The organism is Sporosarcina gallistercoris, assembly GCF_014836415.1.
Classification (GTDB): Bacteria; Bacillota; Bacilli; order Bacillales_A; family Planococcaceae; genus Sporosarcina; species Sporosarcina gallistercoris.
Map to the genome: position 1 here is coordinate 22,941 of NZ_JACSQY010000010.1, position 24,100 is coordinate 47,040.

Sequence of the window (24,100 nt, forward strand, 5' to 3'; positions counted from 1 at the left end):
GAATACGAGATTCACTCTAGTTTTCTAGCAATCTGCTAAGCGTCATTTAAACTCATACCTATTATATCAAACTATCATCGAAATACAACTTAATGTTACAAAAACTTTATAATGATTACATAAAAAAGACGAGCACATGGCTATCCTGTGCTCGTCTTCCCTTATTTTACAGGGATTTCATTGGTTTTTCGCGTCCCCTAAAATGTGTACTTCGAATCCAGCGGCTTCCCATTTCAATCGATCAATACAGTTTTTCGTATCGAAAATAATTCGTGCAGACATCTTTTCTGCTACTTTCTCCGGATTCAATTCCTTGAATTCATCGTGGTTTGTTAATACTACAATAATGGAAGCATCCGCCAACGCGTCGTCCATATTTTGTACTTGTTCTGGAATATTGTTTACGTGTATATGAGGATCATATGCTTTTACAACTAGCTCATGTGCTTTCATTTCATTGATTACATCTATAGAAGGACTTTCACGCATATCGTCAATATTTCCTTTGAATGCTAGTCCCAGTACGGCAACTTTTCCATTCTCAGTTCCAGCTTGTTTTACAATGTTTTTTGTAGTCTTTGCAGTATAAGCGGGCATCCCGTCATTCGTCTGACGAGATAAGTGAATGATTTGTGCAAGCTCCGGTTTGAGTTCAACAAGGAACCATGGATCCACTGCGATGCAATGTCCGCCGACACCCGGACCTGGCTGATGGATATTGACTCTTGGGTGGAAGTTCGCTAGACGGATTGCTTCCCATACATCCACACCGATTTCCCCTGAGATTTTAGCTAGTTCGTTCGCAAACGCAATATTGACGTCGCGATACGTATTCTCCATCACTTTAACTAACTCTGCTGTTGTGTCATCTGTTTCATGCATCTGCCCTTTCACAAAAGAACGATACAAGTCTGACGTCATTTGAGAGGATACTTCATTGACTCCTCCAATGATGCGGTCATTTGAAATTAGTTCTTCGAATACTCGTCCAGGAATGACACGTTCAGGTGAATGGGAGACATACAGTTCCGTACCAATTTCAAGGCCGGAAGCTATTAGTTTCGGAATCACGACATCTTGGACCGTTCGCGGGGGAACAGTCGACTCAAGTACGACCAGATTGCCTTTTTCCAAGTAAGGAACAATGGATTCACTTGCACTCTCGATATATTTCATCTCTGCTGTCTTGTCCGCCTTGATCGGTGAAGGGACGGCAAGAATGTAGACGTCCGCTTTTTCCGGTGTGGTGGACACCGTCATCATGCCAGAGTCGATTGCTTCGTTTAACCGTTCTTGTAAACCATTCTCTTCTATATGTAACTTTTTGTTACGGATTCCTTCTACTGCTTTTTCATTGATATCTACACCGTGTACGCGGTGGCCGTGATTGGCAAACATGACGGATGTCGGGAGACCGATATATCCAAGACCAACAACGCAGATTGACTTTTTCATGATTGTTATTCCTCTTTTCCATTCAATTCGTTCTTTTTGTCTGCAACTAGGACTTTAACTAGAAAACGCGGTAAGTTCAGTTGGCGTTTGATACGTTTTGGATCGCTGCAAAGCCGGTAAAACCATTCGGTACCTGTTTTACGGAATAGCGAAGGGGCTCTTTTCACATTTCCAGAGAACACGTCAAAGCTCCCACCGACTCCTTGGAATACTAGGACGTTTTCCAGCCTGTCCATGTTGCGGCGGATCCATAATTCTTGCTTTGGACTTCCAAGTGCTACGAACAGGATTTCAGCTCCACTCTCTTGTATTCGTTGTACGAGCGCTTCCTCATCCTGTTCATACCCGTCTGTCAGTCCTGCAATCTCGATTCCAGGATTTTGTTCCGTGATTTTCACTGCCGCTTGTTCCACAACTTCTTTTTTTGCGCCGTAAAGATAGATCGGATGATGATCCTCTGCTGCAAACTTCAGCAAACGCGCCATCATGTCGACACCTGTCACACGTGAAGTGATGCTCCCTTTTTTCAACTTAGAGGCTAGCAAGATCCCAACGCCGTCTGCAATCTGGAACGTTGCCCCATTTATCAGTTCCCGCACTTGTGGATCCTTTTGGGCGGTCATGACTTTTTCAGGATTAACGGCAATAATTGTCGATTGCTCGCGACGCAACATGCGCGACCGGATTTCTTCAATAATACCTTCATATGTCAAAGGGGACACGTTCACCCCTAGGTACGATTCTTTCATGCGGATAGTCCCTCGTTTCCTTCACTTTCAATTGTATAAGTATATCAGAAACGACAACAGGTTGCACAGCCTGTTGAGATAGTGCTAAAATTAGCCCGATAGTGTGCAGACTTGGTTTGATTATTTATAACTATAATGAGATTACATTGAAACGGTTTGTGGCTGCTTACCGTTCGCTTTCCTAGGGGCTCGACTTAAGCCGCTTCCCTCGCTTCGCTCAGTCCAGGGTCTTAAGCCTTCGCTGATCCCTCAGGAGTCGAACGGACGCAGCCACAAACCTAAGTGTCTATATAAGGAATCTTTCTACTCGACATTTCGTTATCTATACTAAGTATCCGTTTATAGGAGTGGAAGACGGCGACTCCTGCGGAATCAGCGAAGATCGAAGACCCCACAGGAAGCGTAGCGACCGAGGAGGCTGAGATCGAGCCCGCGGAAAGCGTCCGTCTGCAACGCAGATAAACACTATTTATTTCTTCATTAAAAATGTACGTACATATCTAAGGAGGATCATTATTTTGAAAATTGTACTGTCCGGGTTTTACGGATTAGGAAATACTGGGGATGAGGCGATTTTGAAGGCCATCATCGATAACTTGCGTGCGGAGTTGGATAATCCGGAGATTACGGTGTTCTCGTTGTCTCCTGAGAAGACGGCGTCCGATCATAGCGTCTCTGCGGTGTACCGTGGATGGCGCCATGGAAATAAGGAGAAAGTCAAGGCGCTCCGAAAAGCGGACTTGCTCATTTCCGGAGGCGGCGGGTTGCTGCAGGATACGTACCCGACCAAGTTCCTTTTCGGTCCCCTTCCCTACTACTTGCTAATCGTTTTACTCGCAAAACTTTGCGGAACGAAGGTCATGTTCTTCTCTCAAGGGATCGGACCTGTTACGAGTAACTGGGGCAAGACCTTAATGAAAGGACTAGCGAACAAAGCCGACTTCGTTACAGTTCGGGACGAGTATTCGAAGACGTACTTGGAGAACTTGGGTGTCACGAAGCCGGAGACGGTTGTCACTGCAGATATCGTGTTTGCATTCAAACCGGATGAAGATACTTCTGCTTATGATTCACTCGATCTGACTGGCGACGAACGGTTAGTTGCGGTTGCGCCGCGTCCGTGGTTCGAGCATGAAGACGAGTATATCGAAAAGATGGCGTGGACGTTGGATGAATTGATCGAACAACGGAATGTAACGCCGGTATTTGTCCCGATGGAGCCGCCATATGACACGAACGTCTCGAAGAAAGTACAAGCCTTTATGAAATATGCGGATCAGACGAAGATTCTCGGTGAGCACTTCACTCCGAATCAGTTCTATAACTTCATTGAACAGACGGACTTGACGATTGCGCTTCGCTTGCATGCGCTAATTTTCGCAGCGTTGTCGAACGTCCCTCACGTCGGACTGAGCTATGACCGTAAAGTCGAGAGCTTCTTGAAGCGTTCGGGTATGTGGGAGCATTCGTTTGAACTGGGTTCATTCACAAAAGAAGGTTTGCTGGAACAAGCAATTTACGCACTCGACAACAGTGAGGCGTTGAAACAAAAGATGGAGCCGAACGTCCAGGTATTACGAAGCGAAGCAATCCGCAATGTCGATCTGCTGCGGGAACAGTTTTTGAATGGAGGCCGTTAAACGGTGAAAATTTTACTGGCAACTGTATATGATTATCCTCATTTGGGCGGACTGTCCGTCCACTTGACAACATTGAAGGCAGGACTGGAATCACGCGGGCATGAAGTCGATGTCGTGTCGTTCACAGACGTGCCAAAGTGGAAGCGTGACGGAATCGTCCGTGGCCCTGCATTCTTACTCAATAAAATGAAGCAAGGCAAAGGCTATGTCTGGACGCTGAAACGTCGTCAGGACGAGCTTGCGAGTCTGATCAAAGAAGCGGTGTCGAAGAAGGAATACGACATCATCAACGCGCAAGACGTGTTCACGACATTTGCGGCGCTTGAAACGAATGTGCCTGTTGTGAGTACGGTTCATGGCTATTTGACGTTTGAAGGCATTTCTAAAGGAACTGTGATTGAAGGTTCTCCAGAAGCGGCTGAACTGCAAGAGGCTGAGCGCAGAGGCTATAAGTCTACACGCGAAGTGATTACGGTCGATACGCGGATCAAGGAATACATTTTGAAGGAAACTGGCGTGACGGGTCATATGATCAAGAACTTCATCGATGTGGAGTCATTCAAGCCGGAAATCGAACGTCGTACAGAGTTCCGGGATACATATGGATTCTCCCAAGACGAACTGATCTTCTTCGTGCCGCGTCGTCTGACGAAAAAAAATGGCGTCATGTATCCGATTCTGTCACTCCCTGCTGTTGTGGAAAAGTTCCCGAATGCGCGGGTCGTATTTGCGGGAACTGGCGAAATGATGGAGCCGATGAAGCAGAAAGCTGCGGAACTTGGCGTATCCGATCACATTACGATGCTCGGTGCAGTCGATCACTCAGTGATGATGCAGTATTACGCACTTGCGAATGTAGCACTTGTTCCGTCGATCTATTCCGCAGGCGTTGAAGAAGCGACGTCTATTTCCGCTTTGGAAGCGATGGGTTCCGGTGTTCCTTTGATCGCCTGTGCGGTCGGTGGGCTGAAAGAGATCGTCGATAGCGGAAAAGACGGCTTGCTTGTAGAAGAGCAAAATCCGGAACAATTGAGCGATGCGATGATCCGGCTGCTTGAAGATCCGGCATACGGCGAACAGCTTGCAAAAGCGGGGCGGGCGAAGATCATTGAGGAATATTCACACTTTGCAGCTGCCGAGAAATACGAAGCGATCTACTTGAAAGCATTGAAACACTGATTGCGAAGCTCCCTGGTGCGAATCAGGGAGCTTTTCGCAGTTTAGACGGCACGCTCGGTCCGATTGGCCGGCGTGATTTGGGAGGATTACTATGGGCAAGTTAAAACAGGCGGCACTGTGGACGGCAGTGCTCGCGCTCGTGCTGAAGCTGTCAGGGCTGCTGCGGGAATCGATCGTCAGCACAAAATTCGGGGTATCGTCCGAGACGGATGCGTACTTCCTCGCGTTCCCGTTCATCACCCTCGTCGTTGCGATGATCTCGACAGGCTTCAATAACGTCTTTTTACCGATGTATATCAAGAACCGAAAATCAGGCGAAGCGGGCGACCATAATGCGAACGCGTTGCTGAACTGGACGATGGTGCTGTTCGTCGGCATCAGTTTCGTCGGCTGGTTCGGTGCCCCGTATTTCCTGCCTATCATGTACGGCAACATGTCGGACGAGATCGCGACAATCGCGATTCCGATGACGCAGGTGTTCTTCGCGTTCATGACGGTGATCGCGTTGAGTGGACTTTTAGATTCCTATTTGCAGTCGAGGCGGATCTTCGTGCCGTCGCAGATGTCGAAGCTGCTCGCTACACTGTTTTCGGTGATCTTCGCAGTGCTGTTCAATGAGCAGTGGGGCATCTTTTCCTTGGCATATGGATTCATCTTCGGGACGATCCTTGGTGTTATCGTGCAGCTGTATTATCTGTTCCGGTCTGATTACAAGTATCGCTTGGAATTCCGGATGGACATCAAGTTCCGGAACGCGTTTTTGCTGCTGATTGTGCCGTCGCTGCTGAACTCGGTCGTCGGTCAGGTGAACTTTTTCGTAAACAAGGCGTTTGCGTCGGGAATTGACGGCGCTGTGACGTACCTGAACAATGCATCGCTAATCATCAGCATTCCGAATGCGATCTATGCAACGACGCTGGCTGCGATCATTTTCACGTTAATGAGTGAGCAGACAGAGGATCGTGCGAAGTTCAAGGCGACGTTTTTCCGCGGGATGGAGATCTCACTCGTGACGCTGTTGCCAATCGCAGCGGGTTTATTAGTCATTGGAGACTCTGTGATTGCCTTCATTTACGAACACGGGAAATTCACACCCACTGACACGCATAAAACACACATTGCACTCATGCTGTACTTGCCGGTCATTGTGTTCCAAGGGATGCAGCTCATGCTGTCGAAGTCGATGTATGCACGCGGCAAGACCGCAGTGGTGTTCCGGATCAGTGTGACGACGGTGCTGATCAACTTCCTGAGTAACTGGCTGTTGGTCGATCGCTTCGGCTATCCGGCACTTGCGATTGCAACGTCCATTGTGAGTGTTTACTTCTTTGCCGTATCGATGGTGGTCGTGTATAAGGATCTCGGTAAGGAGGAGTTGGCGCGTTTTGGACGGATGGTTCCGCAAGTGCTCATTCCTACGGTGATCATGGGGCTGGTTGTTTGGGCTGCGAAAGTGTTTGTCGGATTGGGATCGCTTAGTCCGGTTATACAGCTTGCGACGTTGGCACCGCTTGGCGTTGTCGTATATGCGGGGATGCTGTTCGTGTTTTATCGTGCTGGGTTCAGACGGTTTTTAAGTCTTTTAAAAAGGTCTTAATAGTAGGTCTTCGCTAAACGTATTAAAAAGGATGTAGCAACCGTCGATTGACAACGGTTGCTACATCCTTTTTGTTATTTTTTATTCGAGGACACCGCGACAAGTTCACTGAGCACATATACAAATTCAGGTGTCGGCTTCCCATTGTGTAGTGGATTCATGTCATTCACAATCTTATACCACTTCTGACCGTCTGCTGCAGTCACCTCATCTACGATGACAACCGGATAGCCAAATAGATCGTCTTCCCCTAGTGGTTTCGGTTTATATGAGAACAGCAAGTTGGAATTTGTTACGCCTGGTGAAGTCCGGACATTGACTCCGTTGTATTTATTATAATAATTGATGCGTCCAAGTGTAAGGCGCTTGTACTCCTTGCCACCTAGCTTGCTGTCAATTGTATACAAGTGACCGGCGATTTTTGCACCCCAGTCAGGATCAGATGCGTATCTTACGTTCGCTCCTACACTTTTGTTACCCGATACCGCTCCATTTGCATAAGCGCCTAGCGGATTCAAATAGTTTTTGTTCATATAATCCCCTACAAATGAATTCACACTATCTTCCGGTTTTGCGAACTTCGTCTCACACACTTTAGTAGAGGAATCGTACGCTTTAATGCCAAATAGGTTGTTACACGTCATTGCTTTTTCACTCACCCCGAAATCACTTTCGTGGATCGCTGCCGCCAACATGAACAATGCATTCACGCGATGCTGGCCTTCCAAGGTTTTCAACTTACTACCAAGTCCAACTAACTTCGACTTTGTAGTTGCATTCGCATAGCGGCTTGCACCGGTCGCTTGACGTTCTGTCAAGAGTTGCTGAATTACAGCATCCAACTGTTGAGCCGTATAGACACTTGCAACACGTGCGGATAGGAATTGGAAGTATTGAAATTCAGTTGCCTGAATTCTTCCCGCTTCGTCTGTAAAACGAACTCCGTCATAACTATAATAATCGCGGTTCGGAACTAGACTATCAGGAGCCGGACCAGTTACATATGTCCCATAACTCTTCGATAAGTTATTGTACGTGGAGTGATACAGCAGTCCGTTTTGGCTCTTATAGGAATCTCGTCCAGTGACGAGTTCTTTTGGGACTAAATCCACTTCGTTGTGCTTCACATACCCTGTCCGGCCACCAATTTCGATGATTGCATAATCAGGTCCACTACCTCTATGTTTCAACTCCCGCCCCTTCTGGACATACGTAAGTTGCTGTTTAAATGCTGTATCCTCATAAATGATTGTCGTGTTTCCTGGAGTTGCAGCAGCAAATGCCAATCCGGTTTTCATCTTGATGATGTCTTTGTTTTTCACGATGACGCGCAAATCATTCGAGTTCGAGAGGACTTTTAATGCCTCATCGTATGATTTGTATTGTGCAGACGTTTCAACCACTTTCCCGTTTTGGATGGAGCCCACCTTATAGGCATCCGGATTGTTCGGCTGTTCCGGTTCAGTAGGCGGTTTCGGTGGCTCTGGAGTTGTCATGTTCTCCTCCAACTGAATAAAACGGTAAAGGACGGCAGCAACTTGGTCGCGAAGTGAACTATCCTTCGGCTTGAAGATGAAGGATTTCGGTCCTTGTGTCCCAGATCCGCCCTTCATAAGATCTACAGATGCCAGCCACTGCGCTGCAACAATTCCACCGTTCAATGTGAAACTCTTATGATCTTCAATAATGATGTCTTGACCTGTACGTGTGTAGTTATGTGCTTCCAGTACTCGTGACATTGTCAGTGCCATTTCCTCTCTTGTAATGACCTTGTCCGGCATGAATTTCCCGTCTAGCGTTCCCGTCATGAAGCCTGTTTTTTGAATCGCTCCGATTTCCCCTGCGACTGCTGCTGATTTGTTCACGTCTACAAAGTTCGGAATCTCATTTTGTAATTTAAGTGTTCTAGCTAGGAACGCAGCAAAATCAGAGCGCCGTACTTCCGCTTTCGGGTAGACTTTTCCACCTGTATAGCCCTTAATGATCCCTCTGCTGATCATCTCCCGCATTTCCTTCTCCAGTGTCAGACCATCCAGCTCATCGGCATGTGAGCTAGTTGGAACGATTGTCCAAACTAAGACGATTGCTAGTAAACTAGCAATAATTTTTTTAAACATGCTCATTCTCCTATCGGTTTAGTTGATCGCGCTGTAAACTGCTGCTGAAAATTCTGCACGTGTTGTCGGTTTTCCTACGTCATATGTTGCGGTTTGGAATACTTTTGTACGATCGACTACTTTTAATGCAAGAATCGAATTCGACATCCAGTGTGTTGCAGGTACATCTTTATACAAAGACGCTGTAGACACGTTGTTTCCAGATTTTTCCGTAAGTTTAAAGGCCCGATCCATGATGACTGCGAGTTGTCCCCTCGTCAGTTCGTCATTGAAGCCGTATGTTGTCGCGTCATACCCTTTTAATATGCCTGCTTGGTTCATTGCCGCCACATGGGCCGAAAATGGATGATTTGCTGGCACATCCGTGAATTTTCCAATGTTTGTCGCTTTCAGTTTTAACACACGATTCAACATCGCCGCGGCTTGTCCTCGCGTGATGGAAAGATCCGGTCGGAAACTATCATCCTGAAATCCTGAAATAATCGCTTTCTCTGTTAAGTCTTGGACAGCTTCATACGCCGCGTGACTTTCTGGCAAGTCTGTAAATTGTTTAAAAGGCAATACGCGTTTTGCTCCTGCATAACGGGGTCCCCAGTAGGGATGCCCTGTTAACTTGTCGACCGTGACACCTGCACTCGCAGCGGAAATGAACTGGTTATTCCCCAAATAGATTCCAGTATGGGAAATTCCGGCTTTATATGTATCTTTGAAGAAAACCAAATCTCCTGGTTGTAAATCTTCTAATGAGACAGGCGTTCCCACTTTGAACTGGTCTTCTGATGTCCTAGGCAGGGACACGTTAAAATGGGTATAGACGTGAAGTATATAGCCGGAACAATCGAATCCTGCGGGGGTTGTTCCACCCCATAAGTACGGTGTCCCTTTGAACTTCAACGCGAAATTTGGTACATCCACTCTCATAGAGGCATGCGCTTCTTTGCCGAGACTAGATGGAACTAGCATAAGAAGTAACCCCAAGGCCATAAGCAGCGTCAGTATCTTTTTCAATTCATCCACCCTTTTCTAATTATCTAAAAGTTATCTTGTGTCAATTCTACCATTCTTCTATTTCTTTATGCTATTTATTTCGGAAAAAAATAAAGTTTTGATATCCATCCTATGGCCTTATTTGAATCTTTTTTTTGGCTAATAGTCGTATCTTTTTGCTCACAAAAAAACCCACCTCAAGAAGAGGTGAGCTTAAATAGATCATTTTGAGCACGAGACAGGAATACAGAGAAATCAGATCGCGTCATTTTTTCGTATGGTTTAAATGTGCCATCTTTATATCCCGAAGTGATCCCAGTATTCGCTAAGCTCATAATTGCGTTGTAGGCTGCAATTGAGGAGTTCACATCAGTAAACGACTTGTTGGATGTTGCCGTTAACTGATACGCCTTCGAGATCATAATTGCCATTTCAGCACGCGTGACGTTCGCTTCCGGGCGGAACGTTCCATCTGTGAACCCTGATATCACTTTCGCTTTCACCGCTGCGTCAATGTACCCTGATGCATAGGAGGACGGGGACACGTCACTGAATTTTGTTTTAGTTGGAGTTCCTGAGTACCCTAACGCTCTGCCGATTAGTACGGCCGCTTCTCCGCGGTTAATGGCTGTGTACGGTCGGAACGTCCCGTCTTGGAATCCTTTGATTTGGTTTTTTCCTGCCAGATAGCCAACTGGTCCGGAAAACGGTTGCGAGTTTTTTACGTCAGAGTACGCAGGTGCTTTAAACTCCACGTATTGCCGTTCAATCGTTTGCTTTTTTTGAGCATCTACAGATGTTACAAAAATTTCTTTTTTCCCTTTTACTCCGTAAATCTCTAGCTGGCCATCTTTCAGTTTGAGCGACTTGTCATTCATGACCACTTTCAAAAGCTTTGGATCAGTTGTTGACAATACGACTTTCCCTGTTGCGCTTGTTTTGGTGAAGTTAACCGAGTACGGCAGTTCAGGGAGGTACTGAATAAGACCAAAACCATATAAGTTGTCTCGGCCTTTGACTCCAAGATCCTTAGCCGTACTTGTGATAAGAGTTCGTAATTCAACATTTGTCATCTGCGGAAAACGTTCTTTGTAAATCGCTAACAATCCTGTAACATGCGGGGCTGCCATTGACGTACCAGACAACCGCGTATAGCCATCTGTACGCCCATCCTCGTAATCCCATTCAATCGGGAACGTACTTAATATAGAATCCCCAGGTGCTACAAGCTCCACCTCTGGACCAACGGCACTTTCAGGCATTTTTGTGAGATCATTTTTCACCGCTCCCACACCAATCACTGAACTGTATCTAGCAGGATAGAGGACTGCCTTGTTTGTTGTCTCTCCGTTATTCCCTACTGAAGCGACAATGAGGATTCCTTTGTTATATGCCGTTTGAAGTGCTGTACGTAGGGCCACATCATTATCATCTGTTGTAATACTCATATTAATAATGTCCATTTTGTTCTTAAGTGCCCACTCGATTCCGGACACTAAGCTTTCTGTAGATCCTGAACCAAATGCATTCATTGCTTTCACACTGTACAAGTCGACAGCTGGTGCTAAACCAACGATCCCTGTATTATTTTTCAACGCTGCTACGATACCTGCAACGTGTGTACCATGTCCATTATCATCCGTATAAGGGACATCCGGCGCGCAATCAAATGAAAGGGAACAGAAGCCACCTTTCACTTTCAAATCTCGATGGGTCACATCAATTCCTGAGTCCAGGATTGCTACCTTCACCCCTGCTCCTGTATATGGTGAGATGAGGGAAGGGGAGGCTCCAAGTACTTTCGCCGACTCCAGCTCATTGTCAGCAGTCTGCTCGTATTCTAAGTTTTCTTGGGTGTGCAACTTAGGGAATTTCGTTTTTAATTGTTCGATTTCGCCAGCAGTGAGCTGAGCTGAAATGATTGGAAATGCACTATAAACTTCTTCAATTGTAAGGTTTTCACGTATCATATAGTCGACAATTTCCTGTTGGTTTTCATCGACTAACATATACTGTTCTTTCAGGGATTCCGAAGTTTCAGATGCTTCCGCAACTAAAACAGAACCACTGCCTATTAAACTAAACATCACTATGAATAGTGCTTTTTGTACCAGATCCCTCATCGCATTCATCCTCTCTCTTTAGTTACTATTGTACAGGTTTTCTTTAAAAAAAGAAGTCCCGTTCACACGAATGTGAAAGCCAGGACTTCTTCTTTGAAATTAATGATATCTAGGAGAGGGAGATGAGCCGAATTGTGAATACAAACCAGCCACATCTGTAAGTCCTTCATAGTTATAATAGTAATCTAGCGTACCAAGCACAATCGCTTTAGCCATCGCCTCGCGATAGGTTGGTGACTTCAAGTACGAATTGTCTTTCGCCGTATCGATGAACCCAAGTTCCAATAAAACTGCAGGCATCGAATTTTCACGTGTTACGTGAAGGGATTTGTTTTTCACACCGCGGTCTTTTAGTCCCCAAGCTTGAAGCATGCGTTTTTGCATATACGTCGCAAGCGCTTTGGATTCTTTTTCGTGTGGATTTTTACCAGCTGCATAATAATAAGTCTCTGTTCCGGTACCTCCACCTGCATTAGCGTGAACACTTACGAACAAGTTCCCTTTTTGCTGCTTAGCAAAATTCACTCGTCCTACAAGGGATGGATAGACATCCGTAGTTCGTGTATAACGCACAGCTAATGGTGTCTTATCGAAATACTTTTGAGTTCGCATGGAGACGTTCAACGTAATCTCTTTTTCAACAAGTCCAAGAGCGGCTGAACCTCCATCAGTTCCACCATGGCCTGGGTCGATGATGATTGTTTGACCAACTAGGGATCCCCCTCCAGAAATTCCTGGTGAGCCACCGATAACCGGTGGTGGAGCTAAGTCTACCGGGTCTTTTACAGAACTGACACTAGGCTTGGATGATGAAATGTACGCTGTATGGACAAACCCATAAGCACCATCCGCTTTCATATAAACCCAATCTCCCACCTTATAGTAGACCTCTACCGGATAGCCTTTGAATAATTTCTTAATCGCCATGTAGTCAGTTGTTGGACCTGTGCGGAAATTCAAAGAATCATTATCTTGTACATTCACGTACATTTGCGAGCTTTGTAATGGTGCTGCTCCTTCGCGGTATTGTGCATTGATGGCACGTGTTAAGAAAATCGCAAAGTCGCCCCGTTTCATGAGCTGGCTTGTCCCAAAGTTCCCTTTCCCGATGCCCTTCGAAATCCCTTTTGTGATAAGTTCGTTGGCAGCGGCTGTTGTCGTACTCGAATTGTATCCGAATGCCCGACTTATAAGAACAGCCATTTCTCCACGGTTCAATGTTTTGTTGGGTTTGAATGTACCGTCAGAGTATCCTTTGATGATTCCACGGGCAACTGAACTTTCAATATAACCAGAAGCCGGATTCGAGATCGTTACATCTGTGAAACGAGAATTTGTAGGCGTACCACTCAATTGAACAGCTTCTCCAATCATGGAAGCTGCATGTGCACGAGTCATCGCTTCGTCCGGGCCAAACTTATTTGAATGATCGTTTGACAAGATATTGCTCTGTGACAAATAAGTAATTTCTTCGTACGCTCTGTGGTGCGTTGGTATGTCTGTAAAGTATGCAGCGGCGTCTGCTTCACGTGGCTGGAATGTGGACAGGGATAATAGTAACAGTGAGCTTGCGGAAAGTAGTCCTAATTTCTTCAATGCATAAACTCCTTTATCGTTTGCTGTAGTTTTGAGTGTAACACTAATTTTACCAATTTTATATGTTCCTTATGTACTAATTTACTTTTTTACGGGAGTTTTCGAGTTTATAAGACTAGTAAAAAGGGAAAACTGCTATCCCTGTAAATATATATCGACAGGAATAGCAGAATGATTAGGTGTTATTCTGTTATTTTATAACCGTTTTGTTGAACATCGAGAGATACGTCGATGATACGCCCTTCAACTTTAGGGTTGATTTTTCCACCCAGACTTTGTAGATATTCAATCATATTTTGCGTGTCTGAGAATCCTGGATCGGTTACCCGTCCAGCTGCAGAGGCTTCTTTAAACACGTCATATCCATCTCCGCCACGCGCTGTGAAGGAGTTTGTTGCGATGAAGTAAGTCTTTTCCTCATCCAACGCTACATATTCTTCACCTTCAAGTACCTTTACGTCTTGGATACGTTCTCCAGCTTTTTTCGTACTGTCGAATGTGAACTTCATTCCACCTACATGAAGGAACCCACCATACTCCTGTAGTCCTTTTCCACCTTCGATTGTATCTGCTTTAACACTGTTCTCCAGTGCTCGTTTGATATCTTTTCCTGGAGCCTCCACAATCGCTAGCGGATTACCGAAAGGCAAGACCTTTACAATTTCACCTACTGTAATTGTGCCTTCATCAACAGAGGTACGGATTCCACCACCATTTTGCATGGAGATGACTGTTTTCCCTTGAAGGGATGGTAATGTTTTCGCTTTCCAAAGCATGGCATCCGCTATGAGATTTCCAAGGTTCGTTTCGTTATGTCGGACACTCGACGTTCCTTCGTTGCTTGAATCACGCTTTGCATCCAGCACTACTTCAGACTCTACTCCGATAGATTCTTTCTTCAATTCTTCCACACCTAGTGTGAATGGTGCTAGAATACCTGCTGCTTTCTTATCAGGCTTGATTTTCTCTTTGTCGATCACGATGAGCTCGCCGTGATTCGAGTACATTTCACCTTTAGGATTGAATTTCACATCGAGAGTCCCCAGGTTTTTCGCATACTCCCCAGTTTGGATGATGAGTGTTTTACCGCCTGCATTGTTTTCTACTGTAATCGGCTCTTTCAACTCGGTATGGCTGTGTCCACCAACGATGACATCGATACCAGGAACCGCTTTAGCCAGTGATTGGTCACTTCCATAAACGGATGATTCATGAACGCCAATATGAGTCAACGCAACGATCTTGTTGATACCTTTCGCTTCGAATGCTGCGACTGTGGCTTTCGCACGATCAATATAATTTTCAAGTTTAACTTTGTTAGGGGACGCGATGTCCGCCGTCTCTTCCGTTGTTAGACCGAAAAGACCTATCTTTTCACCATTCACTTCGACGATTGTTCCGTCGTAAACTCCGCCACCTTTAGCATTCTCCACAATACCACGTGTCTGAAGGGCAGCCAGTTCCGGTTCTCCCGAAAGATCAATGTTGGCACCTAGTACAGGGAAAGTTGCACCTTTGACATAGTTACGCATTGCGTCATGAGATCCACCTTCATCAAATTCATGGTTGCCGAAAGTGACTGCGTCGAAACCAAGGTAGTTCATCATCACTGTGTCTGCTTTTCCTTTGTATTTGCTCCAGTAGAGATCGCCTGAGAAGACATCTCCACCATGGAGAAGCAGGTTATTTTCGTGTTTTGCACGCAACTCATTGACCACAGTTGCCACATATGGGAATGGTTCCAAATAAGCGTGATGGTCATTCATATGCATCACCATGAGGTCGAAGAAACCGAATTTTGCGTTCCCGCGGTTCAAGAAGAGTGCAAGTTCGCCTCGTGTTACGGGCATAGTTGCACCGAATACCTTATTTGACTTACCACTTGCGATTTTTTCTTTGACGAGTGCCTGTACATATGGAGCGAAGTTTCCGTTCACATCTTCAAATTTTGTTACTTTTATGGATTTATCCACTTCGAGTTCTGCCGCTTTGACGATCATTGCAGCTGCTTCGTTGCGAGTTAAGTGTTCGTTAGATCCGAATAATGTCTTGGTTTTCCCATTGACCACTTTTTTCTCAGTCAACGCATCGACTGCCCATTTCGCATGAACAGGTACATCTGTAAAGCCAGAGTCCTTATAAGTCCCTCCAGGTTCGAGCCCCATTGTTTTAGCGATGAACACAGCTGCATCAGCACGTTTCACAGCAGAAGTCGTGTCGAATGTAGTTGAAGAAATACCTTTTGTAATATCGTTTGCCCAAAGGAAGTTGACCGCGTCTTTGTATTTCTCTGATACGTCGGTGAATTTCGAGGCGTCGGCTGATGCACTTGGTACCGCCAGTGCAGTTGCGACGGCTGTTGCAGTGATAGCTGTTGCCATGAATCTAGTCTTCTTAGTCATTCGAAATTGCCCCCTAGAGTAGTAGTTTGGACATGCATGTCTATCATATCAGTTTCAGAGTGTTACGACTAGTTGTATTTGGATTTGTTTGAATACGAGTGACGGAAGGACGGTGTCTTCCTACGCTGCAGACGGCGCTTCGGGCGACGGATATTTTAGGACAGATAATTACAATGTAGATTGATAGGATAGAGAAAATCCCCCGGTGCCTTGGTGGCTCCGAGGGATTTGTTTTAGAATTGGAAGGGTTCGCGTTTTACGGTGAGGCTTCCTATTAAATATGCGAATAGGGATAGGACTACTGGAATCGTGACGGTGTGGACGCCGAGCAGGTTGCCGTATTCCTGGTTGTAGAAATGGATGGCGATGTAGCTGCCGATTCCCATGACCATGGAGGCGAGGGCACCGTATTTGTTGCCGTACTTCCAATAGAGTCCAAGGACAATCGGCCAGATGAAGGCGGCTTCGAGTCCGCCGAATGCGAACAAGTTTAGGAAAATCAGCAGGTCAGGCGGCTGCAGGGCAAGCAGGAAGACGATGATTCCGAGCACGCCGGTGATGCCGAAACTGAGTGCTTTAACCTTTTTTTCAGGTGCGTCCGGCTGGATAAAGTTCAGGTAGACGTCTTTGACTATGGCCGAACTGACGAGGATCAGCAGCGAGTCGACGGTCGACATGATCGCGGCCATCGGAGCCGCGAGGACGATGCCTGCGAGCCATGGCGGCAAGACTTCGAGCGCGATGAGCGGGATGACTTTATCCCCCACTTCGATTCCTGGCATGACGGGACGGGCGAAGATGCCGATCAAATGCATGTTGAGCATGATGAAGCCTGTGACGATGGTACCGATTGCGAGTGCGCGGTGCATGGCGCGTGAGTTTTTGTAACTCATTGTCCGGACGACCATTTGCGGGAGGCCGACGACTCCTACGCCGACGAGGATCCAGAAGCTTGAGACGTAGGCTGCGGTCAGGCTGCCGTCTGCTCCGAATGGCGTGACGAGGCGCGGGTTTTCATTCAACAAATCCTGCATGATGGCTGGAATTCCGCCGCCTGCGATGATGACTCCGATAAGCAGAATGAGCGTTCCGATGACCATGATTCCGCCCTGGACGGCGTCGGTGAGCGCGACTGCGCGGAATCCGCCGATTGTGACGTAGACGAGGACGCTGATCGCGAAGATGAAGAGCGCGGTCGTGTAGTTGAGTCCTGTGAGCGATTCGATGAGACGTCCGCCCCCTACCCATTGTGCGGTCATCGCGGAAAACAGGAAGACGATGATGGCGACAGCGGAGAGGATTGCGACCGCCGGGCTGTTGTAACGGGCTTTCAGGAAGTCGATCATCGTGACGGCATCGTAGCGGCGGCTCAGGATGGCGAATTTCTTACCGAGCACGAGCAGGACGAAATAACCGGTGACGACCTGGGTCATCGCAAGAAGCGCCCACCCGAAGCCGACGGTGTATGCAGTGCCGGGGCCGCCAAGGAAGCTGGATGCACTGCCGTATGTCGCGACCATGGTCATCGCGAGGACGAAGCCTCCGAGTTCTCGGCCACCGAGGAAGTAGTCTTGCAGGAAGCTGCCGCCACTGCCCATTTGTTTGGAGGCGATGAACCCGATGGCGAATATTGCAATCAGGAATACGATAAGCGGAATGAGTACGCCGATGTTCATGAGTTCGGTCCTTTCTGGGTGCGAGTGTCGGGTTGGGCAGGATGGTACGTCGGGTCGTCGTCGAGCGGCATGTCAGTGAGGACGAATTTCGCGAGGACGACGGTGATGATGCTCATGAGAATGAAGCCGACGACACAGCTCCAGAAGAACCAGTCGGGCAGGCCGAGTATGTATGTGTATTCTTCAACGGGGCGGCCACCGAGTCCATACGCGAAGCCGAACCACCAGACGAAGTTGAAGACGGCAAGTGCGACGCCGATCCAAGCCTCTTTGTGCGCAGTTTTGAAGCGCGGGTCTTGTTTGTGTTCCTTGGGTTGCGGTGAGTTCGGTAGTTTAGGTGTGTCGGGTCGCATGGCGGTGCCTCCTTTTAGTGGATGGTGGGTTTTTGTTGAGTATATCCTATTTTGTGGGTTGGGGGTAGGGGGATTTTTGGGGTGGTTGGGGGTGGATGGCGCGAATTGAGCAGTTCGGCACGGGAATCGAGCGCTTAGACAGCGGTATGGAGCGCTTCGGCACGGGAATCGAGCGCTTCGGCACGGGAATTGAGCGCTTAGACAACGGTATGGAGCGCTTCAGCTCGGGAATCGAGCGCTTAGACAGCGGTATGGAGCGCTTCGGCACGGGAATCGAGCGCTTCAGGAGCGGTATGGAGCGCTTCGGCACGGGAATCGAGCGCTTAGTTTGAAAAACCATAGATTCCCGAAAAACCCTTTATGAACTCAGATCTTCCAAAAATGCGTAACGTAGCGAAGCACACCAATTAGTCTTGGTTTTGAACCTAGGAGATCCCGATTGGTCACGAGCTTTGAAAAGGAATGAATTATGGATAGTTTCCGCGGGAGTTTACAAGTTCCCTTGAGAACCTTTTCGTATTTAGACTATAGCATGCCCTCTGTCTACCTACTTGTTCAGAAAAAAACACTCCGCAAAGCGAAGTGCCCAAAATTAATCTAGGAGTTCCATCTAGCAGGACCTAATGGATTAGCTCATAGTAACTCCCCCTACCAATGCCATGTTGTTTTAACTTAGAACGCGCAAGCAATCGTTTTGCCGTATGACGATCTGTGATCCCAGTAAACTCGCAGAAAGCTTGATTCGTTAATTTGTGAGGCATCAGCATGAACCACTCTTCAATGGTCGCCATGTGACTATCGCTCTTCCGTTTTCCGCATAAACGGCATTCCCACCGACGGGCTGTCCAAATCATTATAGAGGGAACGGTACAAGTCGAACAAAACACACCTTTTTTGAGGGTTTGAGGTTGGATTTTATAATGCGTAACAAGCGGATATGGATTGTATTCACTATGCGATCTAGCTAACTCTTTCGCGATTCTTGAAATATCTCGTTCTCTTAAGATCTCTTTTCCGGGTATAAGTGATCGGAAAAAAGTAGGTGCTTCATAAGAAGTGTAAATAGGCATCGTGGGCTCCCCTTCTATTTGCATCTGGTTATTGTAAGCAAATACAATGATCCCTTTGACCGGAATATTGATGTTTCTCCTCCCTAACCATTTTTGGAGAAATTGAACTTTGCGATCGACTTCGGCAATCGGACTACGGAAAAGTTGGGATACCCCTTTGTCTTTGACTTGTAAGAACTGAGTGGGATTGGCTGTAACAATAATTTTGTCTGCTCTATTTTTAATTTCAGAGATGATGATGGATTCTGGGGAGATGAAAAGCGAATCAATTTGAAAGTAAACGCCTTCATGATGCAAGGATAGATCATGGAGAATGGCATGAGGAAAATCGGTTCGTACTTCTTTCATATAGCGATCATATTCTAATTCGCCACTGTATCCAGCTCGCGTGTTGTGCAATTCATCCGTGATGAATTTATATTTTTCATGATGACGCGGTAGCCGCCTTTCTAGAGCAAGCAGTCCGCTTAGCAATTTGGGAGCAGTTCGATGTTTGTGCAGCAATGACCTCACCTCAAGTTTTCTTACTAGTGTAGCTTGTGTTTGAAGGAAAAGATATAGAATGTCGCAAAGCCGAATTATTGGCCTTTTGACACAATTTAAATAGATGATTCAGGTGACAGTCCGGGTTAGGATTTCTTTTCTTAAAATGCGTAGCGTAGCGGAGCACACCAATTAGTCTCGGTTTTGAACCTAAGATTGAAGGATTGGTCGCGAGCTTGGAGGCTCGGGGCGGAAGGTTGGTTTCCGCGTGATGTGCGAGAGCCTGAGCGATGGGTGGAATGGAGCGTTTAACTTACGGAATCGAGCGCTTAAGAGGGCGAATGGAGCGTTTAGCTTACGGAATCGAGCGCTTAGGCGGGCGAATGGAGCGCTTAGCTTACGGAATTGAGCGCTTAGGCGGGCGAATGGAGCGTTTAGCGTGTCAATAACGCACAAAAACCCTGCTGCGGCAGGGTTTTTACTTGGTGCAGTATTGATAGATGGCGGCGGTTGCGAGGCAGTCGCCGATTGCGTTGTGGGCGTCGTGCTCGAGTTGCAGGTATTGTGTGAGTGTCGTGAGTTTGTGGTTGGGTGTGTCTTTGATTTTCTGGCGTGCGATTTTGACGGTGTCGATGACGGTGTATTCCGGAAGGGTGACGCCATTTACGCCTTCGAGCGCGTACAGGAAGCCCATGTCGAATGAGGCGTTGTGCGCAATAATCGGAAGCTCCCCAATGAATTCCACCAGATCGCCGATTTTTTCATCGATTGTCGGCGCGTCTTCCACCATTTCATTGGAGATGCCTGTAAGACGGGTGATGGTCGGTGAAATGTAGCGTCTTGGATTGATAAGGACGTCCATCTGCTCATCTTTCCAATGATCGAAATAGCGGATTGCTCCAATTTGGATGATTTGGTCGGCACCCGCCCGTAACCCCGTTGTCTCGAAGTCGAGCACGACGTAATCGGTTACGGGTTTCGTGCTTTTTTTATATTTTTGAGAAGTTGTTTTGCGTGAACGGTTTGGTTGCTCGGCCTTTTCCTGCAACAACCGGATCGCTTTTTCGTGGATATCCATTGAGCAGCACTCCTTCTACGAACCTATTATGGTTAGTATACCCTGGAACATTTGCACAAAACAGACTCCACGTCTTATTTACAATGAATTTATTTCACTCCGTGACTAACGTTACAGCCGTTTTTTATTGAAATGAAGAATGGTTCCTATTAGAAAGAAGAGTATGGCACCCGTTGCGACGAGGAAGGGTGTCAGTATTTCTTTCGATGCCACTGCCCCGGTTATCAGTTGCGGGGGTGCTGACAGCAGCTGGAGCGGATTCCATGTAGCGGAATCCGGGAAAATTGCGATGACGAACAATGCGATGACCGTCATCACTGTCACTAAAAGGCCACCATATGCCGAGGCGAAATAAGTGTTGCCCCATAATGTGATGGTGAACAGCAGGATTCCGAATACGTAGACACAGCCCGCTGCCAGGAATAAATGCTCCAGAATGCTTTGATCCCAATAAAAGGCGGTGTAGCTGTATGTGATGAAGAAAGTCAGCAAGAATGCGAGCGTCCAATAGATGATTCCCATGATGAATTTCGTTGTAATCACGGTACTGCGGCGCAATCCTTTTGTGAGTAAAATGACGAGCGTCCCTTTTTCAAGCTCTTTCGACATCATCGTGCTGAACAACAGAATGAAGATGAACAGCCCCATTTGCGGGAAGTTTTTGTAGAATTGCAGCCACGAGTCAAGTGCGGTTGGTTCAGGCAAATTCAGGACAGCGCCTTCAGGCATGAAGTTCTCCATGAGCATGGGTGTGATTTTTGCGGTGAACGGATTCAAGATGCCGATCACAGAAAAGATCAGCACGGTCAGCAGCAACTTGTAGGACTTTACACTTTCCGTCCATTCTTTCTTGAGAAAACCAAGCCAAGGACTCATTTCAGCACCTCCAGTACCACTTGTTCGAGCGGTTTTTTGTGGGCATGCATCGACTGGATGACGAGATTGCGGTCTGTGAGCTGGCGTATGAATTGCATGCGTTCACTCTCGCTGGATAACTGTACGATGAGTGCATTTTCTTCTATAGAGATGTGGTATTCCAGGTCGTTCAGCTGAGATAGCGCGTGTTCCGCAGTTGTGGTGAACGTGAATACGAATTGATGGTCCACTTGCTCCTGGAGTGCTGCGAGTTCATCCTCAAAAATGATGGTCCCTTCGTGAAGCATGGCAACTCGATCACAGATCTGTTCGGCGTCTGAGAGGATGTGCGTTGAAAAGAAGACAGTCGTTTCGGATTTAGCCGCTTGTAAGATGGATAAAATCTGTGCACGTCCGACTGGATCGAGTGCTGACGTGGGTTCATCACAAATCAGCAATTTCGGGCGATTCAGGAGTGCTTGCGCGATGCCTAGGCGTTGTTTCATGCCTCTCGAGTAGGTTCGGATAGGTGATTTCGTATGGGATAACCCGACGAGTTCGAGCAGTTCTTTAATGCGTGGTGCGCGTTCCGATTTCTGCATATTCGTGATGACGGCACATAGCTGCAAGTATTCGCGGGCGTTGTAATACGGATAAAATTCCGGGACGTCCGGCAAGTAGCCGATGTGCGTATTCGATTTCGTTTGGCCGAAAGCGACAGGCTGACCGGCGATTGTGATCGTTCCTGACGTGAGCGGGAGCAGTCCCAACATGCATTTCATGAGTGTCGTTTTGCCGGCCCCGTTTGCACCTACGAACCCGAAAACGGAGTGCTCCGGTATGGTAAGGGTGACGTTTTTCAAGACTTCTTTTGCGCCAAATCGCTTGGTGACTTGGTTAATGGATACGACCATCTTCGTCTCCCCTTCCTGCGATGAAGTAAATAAGCGGTCCGACGAATTGAATGAAGAGCACGATGAGCAGCCACATCACTTGGTTGCCGAAGCGGTAATGCGGGTGGCGAATGACATGAATGACGGAAAAAATGGCGAGTCCGAATTGCAATATGACGAGCGGGATGATGAATGGCAAGTATTCTATGAGCAGGTCCAAATCTGTGTTCATCATTTATCCTCCAATCCCCAACGTAATTTCTCTTTCAGTGATTTCATTTCTTCATCTTCTTGGTACGGTTTGAAAAATGGAGCGTTCATAATATCGATGACGGACTGTTTAATGAGATCATCGTTGCGAAGCGCATTTTTCCCCAGGTCCAGTTGCTCCAACCATTCTTCCAATAGATTGAAATAGGCATCCCCGCGGAGTGCGATTGGCCATAAATTGTGTATGCATACATCTACATACTTTGTGAGGTAGTTATAGAGCAGCTCGCGATTTTGTTCCGTTGCAGCAGCTTGTGCGACGCTTACATAAAATTGCAGACACACATTGGGATGGAGCTGTTTGAGTTCGTACAGGTCGATCAACCCGTCGATGCGGAAGATGGTTTCCTTGAACGCTGCTCGATCGGACACGGTGAGTCTTAAATATATCGGACTGCTCCCGACGAGTTGAAGGATGCTTTGGTACATCATCACTTGGATCGCGCGCGTCGCTTCCTCGGTGTTCCCTACTTGTTCATAGGCGGTGGCGAGCAGCACTTCGTCTCCAATGCTTGGCTGGATGACGCCATCGAGGAGTTCGAGTGTCTTTTCCGGATTTTCTTGCATGAGTGCAACGCTTGCTTGCAAGGAGTTCACTTGTCTCAGCATCCAAACGTCATCGCTGACTTGGCGGATCCGCTCGAGCCATTGCGTAATTTTGTTCAAAATGCCGCCGCTGTCTTCAGCAAGTTGGTAATGGTTGAGCATGAGAATACTCATTTGCAGGAGCAGTGATGGATCGCGGTAGTATGTTTTCACTTGGTTTTCCACTTCCTTGAATACTAGTGGAAAAGGTGATTTTCCGAACAGTTGTGAGAAGTTGTTATATAGATCCTGGATCATTTGCTTGGAAAGCTGATGCTCATAGCTGAGCAGTTCATCCACCGTGATATCAAAGTAGGCTGCGAGTTTCGGAAGCAGTGTGATATCGGGATAACTTTGACCTTTTTCCCACTTCGAGACAGATGCTTTTGAGACTTGGCAGTGTGTGGCAAGCGTTTCTTGCGTGATGCCCAGTCTCTGCCGTTCGCGCAGGATGATGGAGCCGATTTGAAGCATGATGCTCTCCCCCTTTGATGTGCTCTCTTTAGTATATGTTAATCAGCGGGTGATTCAATCAACTTGTAGGTGATAATTTAGTATAGCGGTCAACTGGAGGGTGATTTTTGGACGGGGATGTAGCGGGAATGAGCGGGTCGCGTGTGGAAACGGGCGGGTTCCTGCGAGAAACGAGCGGGTGGCGCGGGGAAACGGGCGGGTTGCGTGTGGAAACGAGCGGGTTCCCGAGCGAAATGAGCGGGTGGCGCGGGGAAACGAGCGGGTTCCCGGGAGAAACGAGCGGGGCGCGTTTGGAAACGGGCGGGTTCCCGAGAGAAACGAGCGGGTGGCGCGGGGAAACGAGCGGGTGGCGCGGGGAAACGGGCGGGTGGCGCGGGGAAACGGGCGGGTTATCCTGGTGCCCTCCATTTCACCATCATGAAATGCGAAGCGGAGCGAGCACACCAATTAGTCTTGGTTTTGAAGCGGGGGAAGACGGATTTGTCGCGAGCTTGGATGCTTATTGAAGAAGGTAGTCT

At 47.2% G+C, this 24,100-nt stretch carries 21 protein-coding genes; 6 read left to right on the forward strand and 15 right to left on the reverse strand.

The window, feature by feature from the left end:
- Nucleotides 1–177 precede the first annotated feature (177 nt).
- Both H9659_RS12335 and H9659_RS12340 read right to left on the reverse strand, forming a co-directional pair.
- Nucleotides 178–1,455 carry a nucleotide sugar dehydrogenase gene (locus H9659_RS12335; protein WP_191691002.1) on the reverse strand — a complete coding sequence of 426 codons (1,278 nt, stop codon included), beginning with the start codon at nucleotides 1,453–1,455 and terminating at the stop codon, nucleotides 178–180.
- Between the two features lie 5 nt (nucleotides 1,456–1,460).
- Nucleotides 1,461–2,204 carry a WecB/TagA/CpsF family glycosyltransferase gene (locus H9659_RS12340; RefSeq protein ID WP_191691004.1) on the reverse strand — a complete coding sequence of 248 codons (744 nt, stop codon included), beginning with the start codon at nucleotides 2,202–2,204 and terminating at the stop codon, nucleotides 1,461–1,463.
- Between the two features lie 518 nt (nucleotides 2,205–2,722).
- On the opposite strand from H9659_RS12340, the gene csaB reads away from it, so the two are divergent.
- From csaB to murJ, 3 genes are all read left to right on the forward strand, one after another.
- Nucleotides 2,723–3,844, forward strand: coding sequence for a polysaccharide pyruvyl transferase CsaB (gene csaB, locus H9659_RS12345; protein WP_191691006.1), 1,122 nt, complete (start codon nucleotides 2,723–2,725; stop codon nucleotides 3,842–3,844).
- A gap of 3 nt (nucleotides 3,845–3,847) precedes the next feature.
- The gene (locus H9659_RS12350; protein WP_191691008.1) at nucleotides 3,848–5,023 is read left to right on the forward strand and encodes a glycosyltransferase family 4 protein; all 1,176 of its coding nucleotides are present in this window, start codon (nucleotides 3,848–3,850) and stop codon (nucleotides 5,021–5,023) included.
- A gap of 91 nt (nucleotides 5,024–5,114) precedes the next feature.
- The gene (gene murJ / locus H9659_RS12355) at nucleotides 5,115–6,620 is read left to right on the forward strand and encodes a murein biosynthesis integral membrane protein MurJ (RefSeq protein WP_191691011.1); all 1,506 of its coding nucleotides are present in this window, start codon (nucleotides 5,115–5,117) and stop codon (nucleotides 6,618–6,620) included.
- Between the two features lie 74 nt (nucleotides 6,621–6,694).
- Here the strand turns inward: murJ and H9659_RS12360 are convergent, their stop codons facing one another.
- The 7 genes from H9659_RS12360 to H9659_RS12390 all read right to left on the reverse strand — a co-directional run bounded on the left by H9659_RS12360 (nucleotide 6,695) and on the right by H9659_RS12390 (nucleotide 17,874).
- Nucleotides 6,695–8,737: a glucosaminidase domain-containing protein gene (locus H9659_RS12360; protein ID WP_191691013.1), complete on the reverse strand. Its 2,043-nt coding sequence runs from the start codon at nucleotides 8,735–8,737 to the stop codon at nucleotides 6,695–6,697.
- Between the two features lie 18 nt (nucleotides 8,738–8,755).
- Nucleotides 8,756–9,745: a C40 family peptidase gene (locus H9659_RS12365; protein ID WP_191691014.1), complete on the reverse strand. Its 990-nt coding sequence runs from the start codon at nucleotides 9,743–9,745 to the stop codon at nucleotides 8,756–8,758.
- Between the two features lie 176 nt (nucleotides 9,746–9,921).
- On the reverse strand, nucleotides 9,922–11,847 hold the full coding sequence (locus tag H9659_RS12370) for a S8 family peptidase (RefSeq protein ID WP_191691016.1): 1,926 nt from the start codon (nucleotides 11,845–11,847) through the stop codon (nucleotides 9,922–9,924).
- Nucleotides 11,848–11,946: 99 nt separating this feature from the next.
- Entirely contained in the window at nucleotides 11,947–13,443 is a 1,497-nt protein-coding gene (locus tag H9659_RS12375; protein ID WP_191691019.1) for an N-acetylmuramoyl-L-alanine amidase, read from the reverse strand.
- A gap of 182 nt (nucleotides 13,444–13,625) precedes the next feature.
- Nucleotides 13,626–15,845: a 5'-nucleotidase C-terminal domain-containing protein gene (locus H9659_RS12380; protein WP_191691020.1), complete on the reverse strand. Its 2,220-nt coding sequence runs from the start codon at nucleotides 15,843–15,845 to the stop codon at nucleotides 13,626–13,628.
- 233 nt (nucleotides 15,846–16,078) lie between these two features.
- Nucleotides 16,079–17,521 carry a sodium/pantothenate symporter gene (gene panF / locus H9659_RS12385; RefSeq protein WP_191691022.1) on the reverse strand — a complete coding sequence of 481 codons (1,443 nt, stop codon included), beginning with the start codon at nucleotides 17,519–17,521 and terminating at the stop codon, nucleotides 16,079–16,081.
- Nucleotides 17,518–17,874 carry a YhdT family protein gene (locus tag H9659_RS12390; RefSeq protein ID WP_191691024.1) on the reverse strand — a complete coding sequence of 119 codons (357 nt, stop codon included), beginning with the start codon at nucleotides 17,872–17,874 and terminating at the stop codon, nucleotides 17,518–17,520. The genes panF and H9659_RS12390 overlap by 4 nt, the downstream gene beginning before the upstream one ends.
- A 95-nt stretch (nucleotides 17,875–17,969) precedes the next feature.
- Here H9659_RS12390 and H9659_RS12395 point away from each other — a divergent pair, with 95 nt between their 5' ends.
- A complete protein-coding gene (locus H9659_RS12395) occupies nucleotides 17,970–18,206 on the forward strand; it encodes a hypothetical protein (RefSeq protein ID WP_191691026.1) in 237 nt (78 codons plus the stop codon).
- Nucleotides 18,207–18,494: 288 nt separating this feature from the next.
- Here the strand turns inward: H9659_RS12395 and H9659_RS12400 are convergent, their stop codons facing one another.
- Nucleotides 18,495–19,448 (reverse strand): nuclease-related domain-containing protein, encoded by a 954-nt coding sequence (locus H9659_RS12400; RefSeq protein ID WP_191691029.1) that lies wholly within the window; start codon nucleotides 19,446–19,448, stop codon nucleotides 18,495–18,497.
- Nucleotides 19,449–19,726: 278 nt separating this feature from the next.
- Here H9659_RS12400 and H9659_RS12405 point away from each other — a divergent pair, with 278 nt between their 5' ends.
- A complete protein-coding gene (locus H9659_RS12405; RefSeq protein ID WP_191691031.1) occupies nucleotides 19,727–19,876 on the forward strand; it encodes a hypothetical protein in 150 nt (49 codons plus the stop codon).
- Nucleotides 19,877–19,905: 29 nt separating this feature from the next.
- Here H9659_RS12405 and H9659_RS12410 read toward each other — a convergent pair whose 3' ends face one another.
- The 5 genes from H9659_RS12410 to H9659_RS12430 all read right to left on the reverse strand — a co-directional run bounded on the left by H9659_RS12410 (nucleotide 19,906) and on the right by H9659_RS12430 (nucleotide 23,582).
- Nucleotides 19,906–20,505 (reverse strand): 3'-5' exonuclease, encoded by a 600-nt coding sequence (locus H9659_RS12410; protein ID WP_191691033.1) that lies wholly within the window; start codon nucleotides 20,503–20,505, stop codon nucleotides 19,906–19,908.
- Nucleotides 20,506–20,616: 111 nt separating this feature from the next.
- The gene (locus H9659_RS12415) at nucleotides 20,617–21,381 is read right to left on the reverse strand and encodes an ABC transporter permease subunit (protein WP_191691035.1); all 765 of its coding nucleotides are present in this window, start codon (nucleotides 21,379–21,381) and stop codon (nucleotides 20,617–20,619) included.
- Entirely contained in the window at nucleotides 21,378–22,274 is an 897-nt protein-coding gene (locus tag H9659_RS12420; protein WP_191691037.1) for an ABC transporter ATP-binding protein, read from the reverse strand. Before H9659_RS12420 ends, H9659_RS12415 begins: the two co-directional genes overlap by 4 nt.
- Nucleotides 22,258–22,488: a PLDc N-terminal domain-containing protein gene (locus H9659_RS12425; protein WP_225217827.1), complete on the reverse strand. Its 231-nt coding sequence runs from the start codon at nucleotides 22,486–22,488 to the stop codon at nucleotides 22,258–22,260. The genes H9659_RS12420 and H9659_RS12425 overlap by 17 nt, the downstream gene beginning before the upstream one ends.
- Nucleotides 22,485–23,582 carry a helix-turn-helix domain-containing protein gene (locus H9659_RS12430; protein WP_191691039.1) on the reverse strand — a complete coding sequence of 366 codons (1,098 nt, stop codon included), beginning with the start codon at nucleotides 23,580–23,582 and terminating at the stop codon, nucleotides 22,485–22,487. Before H9659_RS12430 ends, H9659_RS12425 begins: the two co-directional genes overlap by 4 nt.
- A 107-nt stretch (nucleotides 23,583–23,689) precedes the next feature.
- Here H9659_RS12430 and H9659_RS12435 point away from each other — a divergent pair, with 107 nt between their 5' ends.
- On the forward strand, nucleotides 23,690–24,088 hold the full coding sequence (locus tag H9659_RS12435; RefSeq protein WP_191691041.1) for a hypothetical protein: 399 nt from the start codon (nucleotides 23,690–23,692) through the stop codon (nucleotides 24,086–24,088).
- Nucleotides 24,089–24,100 lie beyond the last annotated feature (12 nt).

Coding starts and splice junctions, on each gene's coding strand:
- H9659_RS12335 (WP_191691002.1), bottom strand. CDS start 1,455: ATGAAAAAGTCAATCTGCGTTGTTGGTCTTGGATATATCGGTCTCCCG.
- H9659_RS12340 (WP_191691004.1), bottom strand. CDS start 2,204: ATGAAAGAATCGTACCTAGGGGTGAACGTGTCCCCTTTGACATATGAA.
- murJ (WP_191691011.1), top strand. CDS start 5,115: ATGGGCAAGTTAAAACAGGCGGCACTGTGGACGGCAGTGCTCGCGCTC.
- H9659_RS12360 (WP_191691013.1), bottom strand. CDS start 8,737: ATGTTTAAAAAAATTATTGCTAGTTTACTAGCAATCGTCTTAGTTTGG.
- H9659_RS12370 (WP_191691016.1), bottom strand. CDS start 11,847: ATGAGGGATCTGGTACAAAAAGCACTATTCATAGTGATGTTTAGTTTA.
- H9659_RS12380 (WP_191691020.1), bottom strand. CDS start 15,845: ATGACTAAGAAGACTAGATTCATGGCAACAGCTATCACTGCAACAGCC.
- panF (WP_191691022.1), bottom strand. CDS start 17,521: ATGAACATCGGCGTACTCATTCCGCTTATCGTATTCCTGATTGCAATA.
- H9659_RS12390 (WP_191691024.1), bottom strand. CDS start 17,874: ATGCGACCCGACACACCTAAACTACCGAACTCACCGCAACCCAAGGAA.
- H9659_RS12395 (WP_191691026.1), top strand. CDS start 17,970: ATGGCGCGAATTGAGCAGTTCGGCACGGGAATCGAGCGCTTAGACAGC.
- H9659_RS12405 (WP_191691031.1), top strand. CDS start 19,727: ATGGAGCGTTTAACTTACGGAATCGAGCGCTTAAGAGGGCGAATGGAG.
- H9659_RS12410 (WP_191691033.1), bottom strand. CDS start 20,505: ATGGATATCCACGAAAAAGCGATCCGGTTGTTGCAGGAAAAGGCCGAG.
- H9659_RS12415 (WP_191691035.1), bottom strand. CDS start 21,381: ATGAGTCCTTGGCTTGGTTTTCTCAAGAAAGAATGGACGGAAAGTGTA.
- H9659_RS12420 (WP_191691037.1), bottom strand. CDS start 22,274: ATGGTCGTATCCATTAACCAAGTCACCAAGCGATTTGGCGCAAAAGAA.
- H9659_RS12425 (WP_225217827.1), bottom strand. CDS start 22,488: ATGATGAACACAGATTTGGACCTGCTCATAGAATACTTGCCATTCATC.
- H9659_RS12430 (WP_191691039.1), bottom strand. CDS start 23,582: ATGCTTCAAATCGGCTCCATCATCCTGCGCGAACGGCAGAGACTGGGC.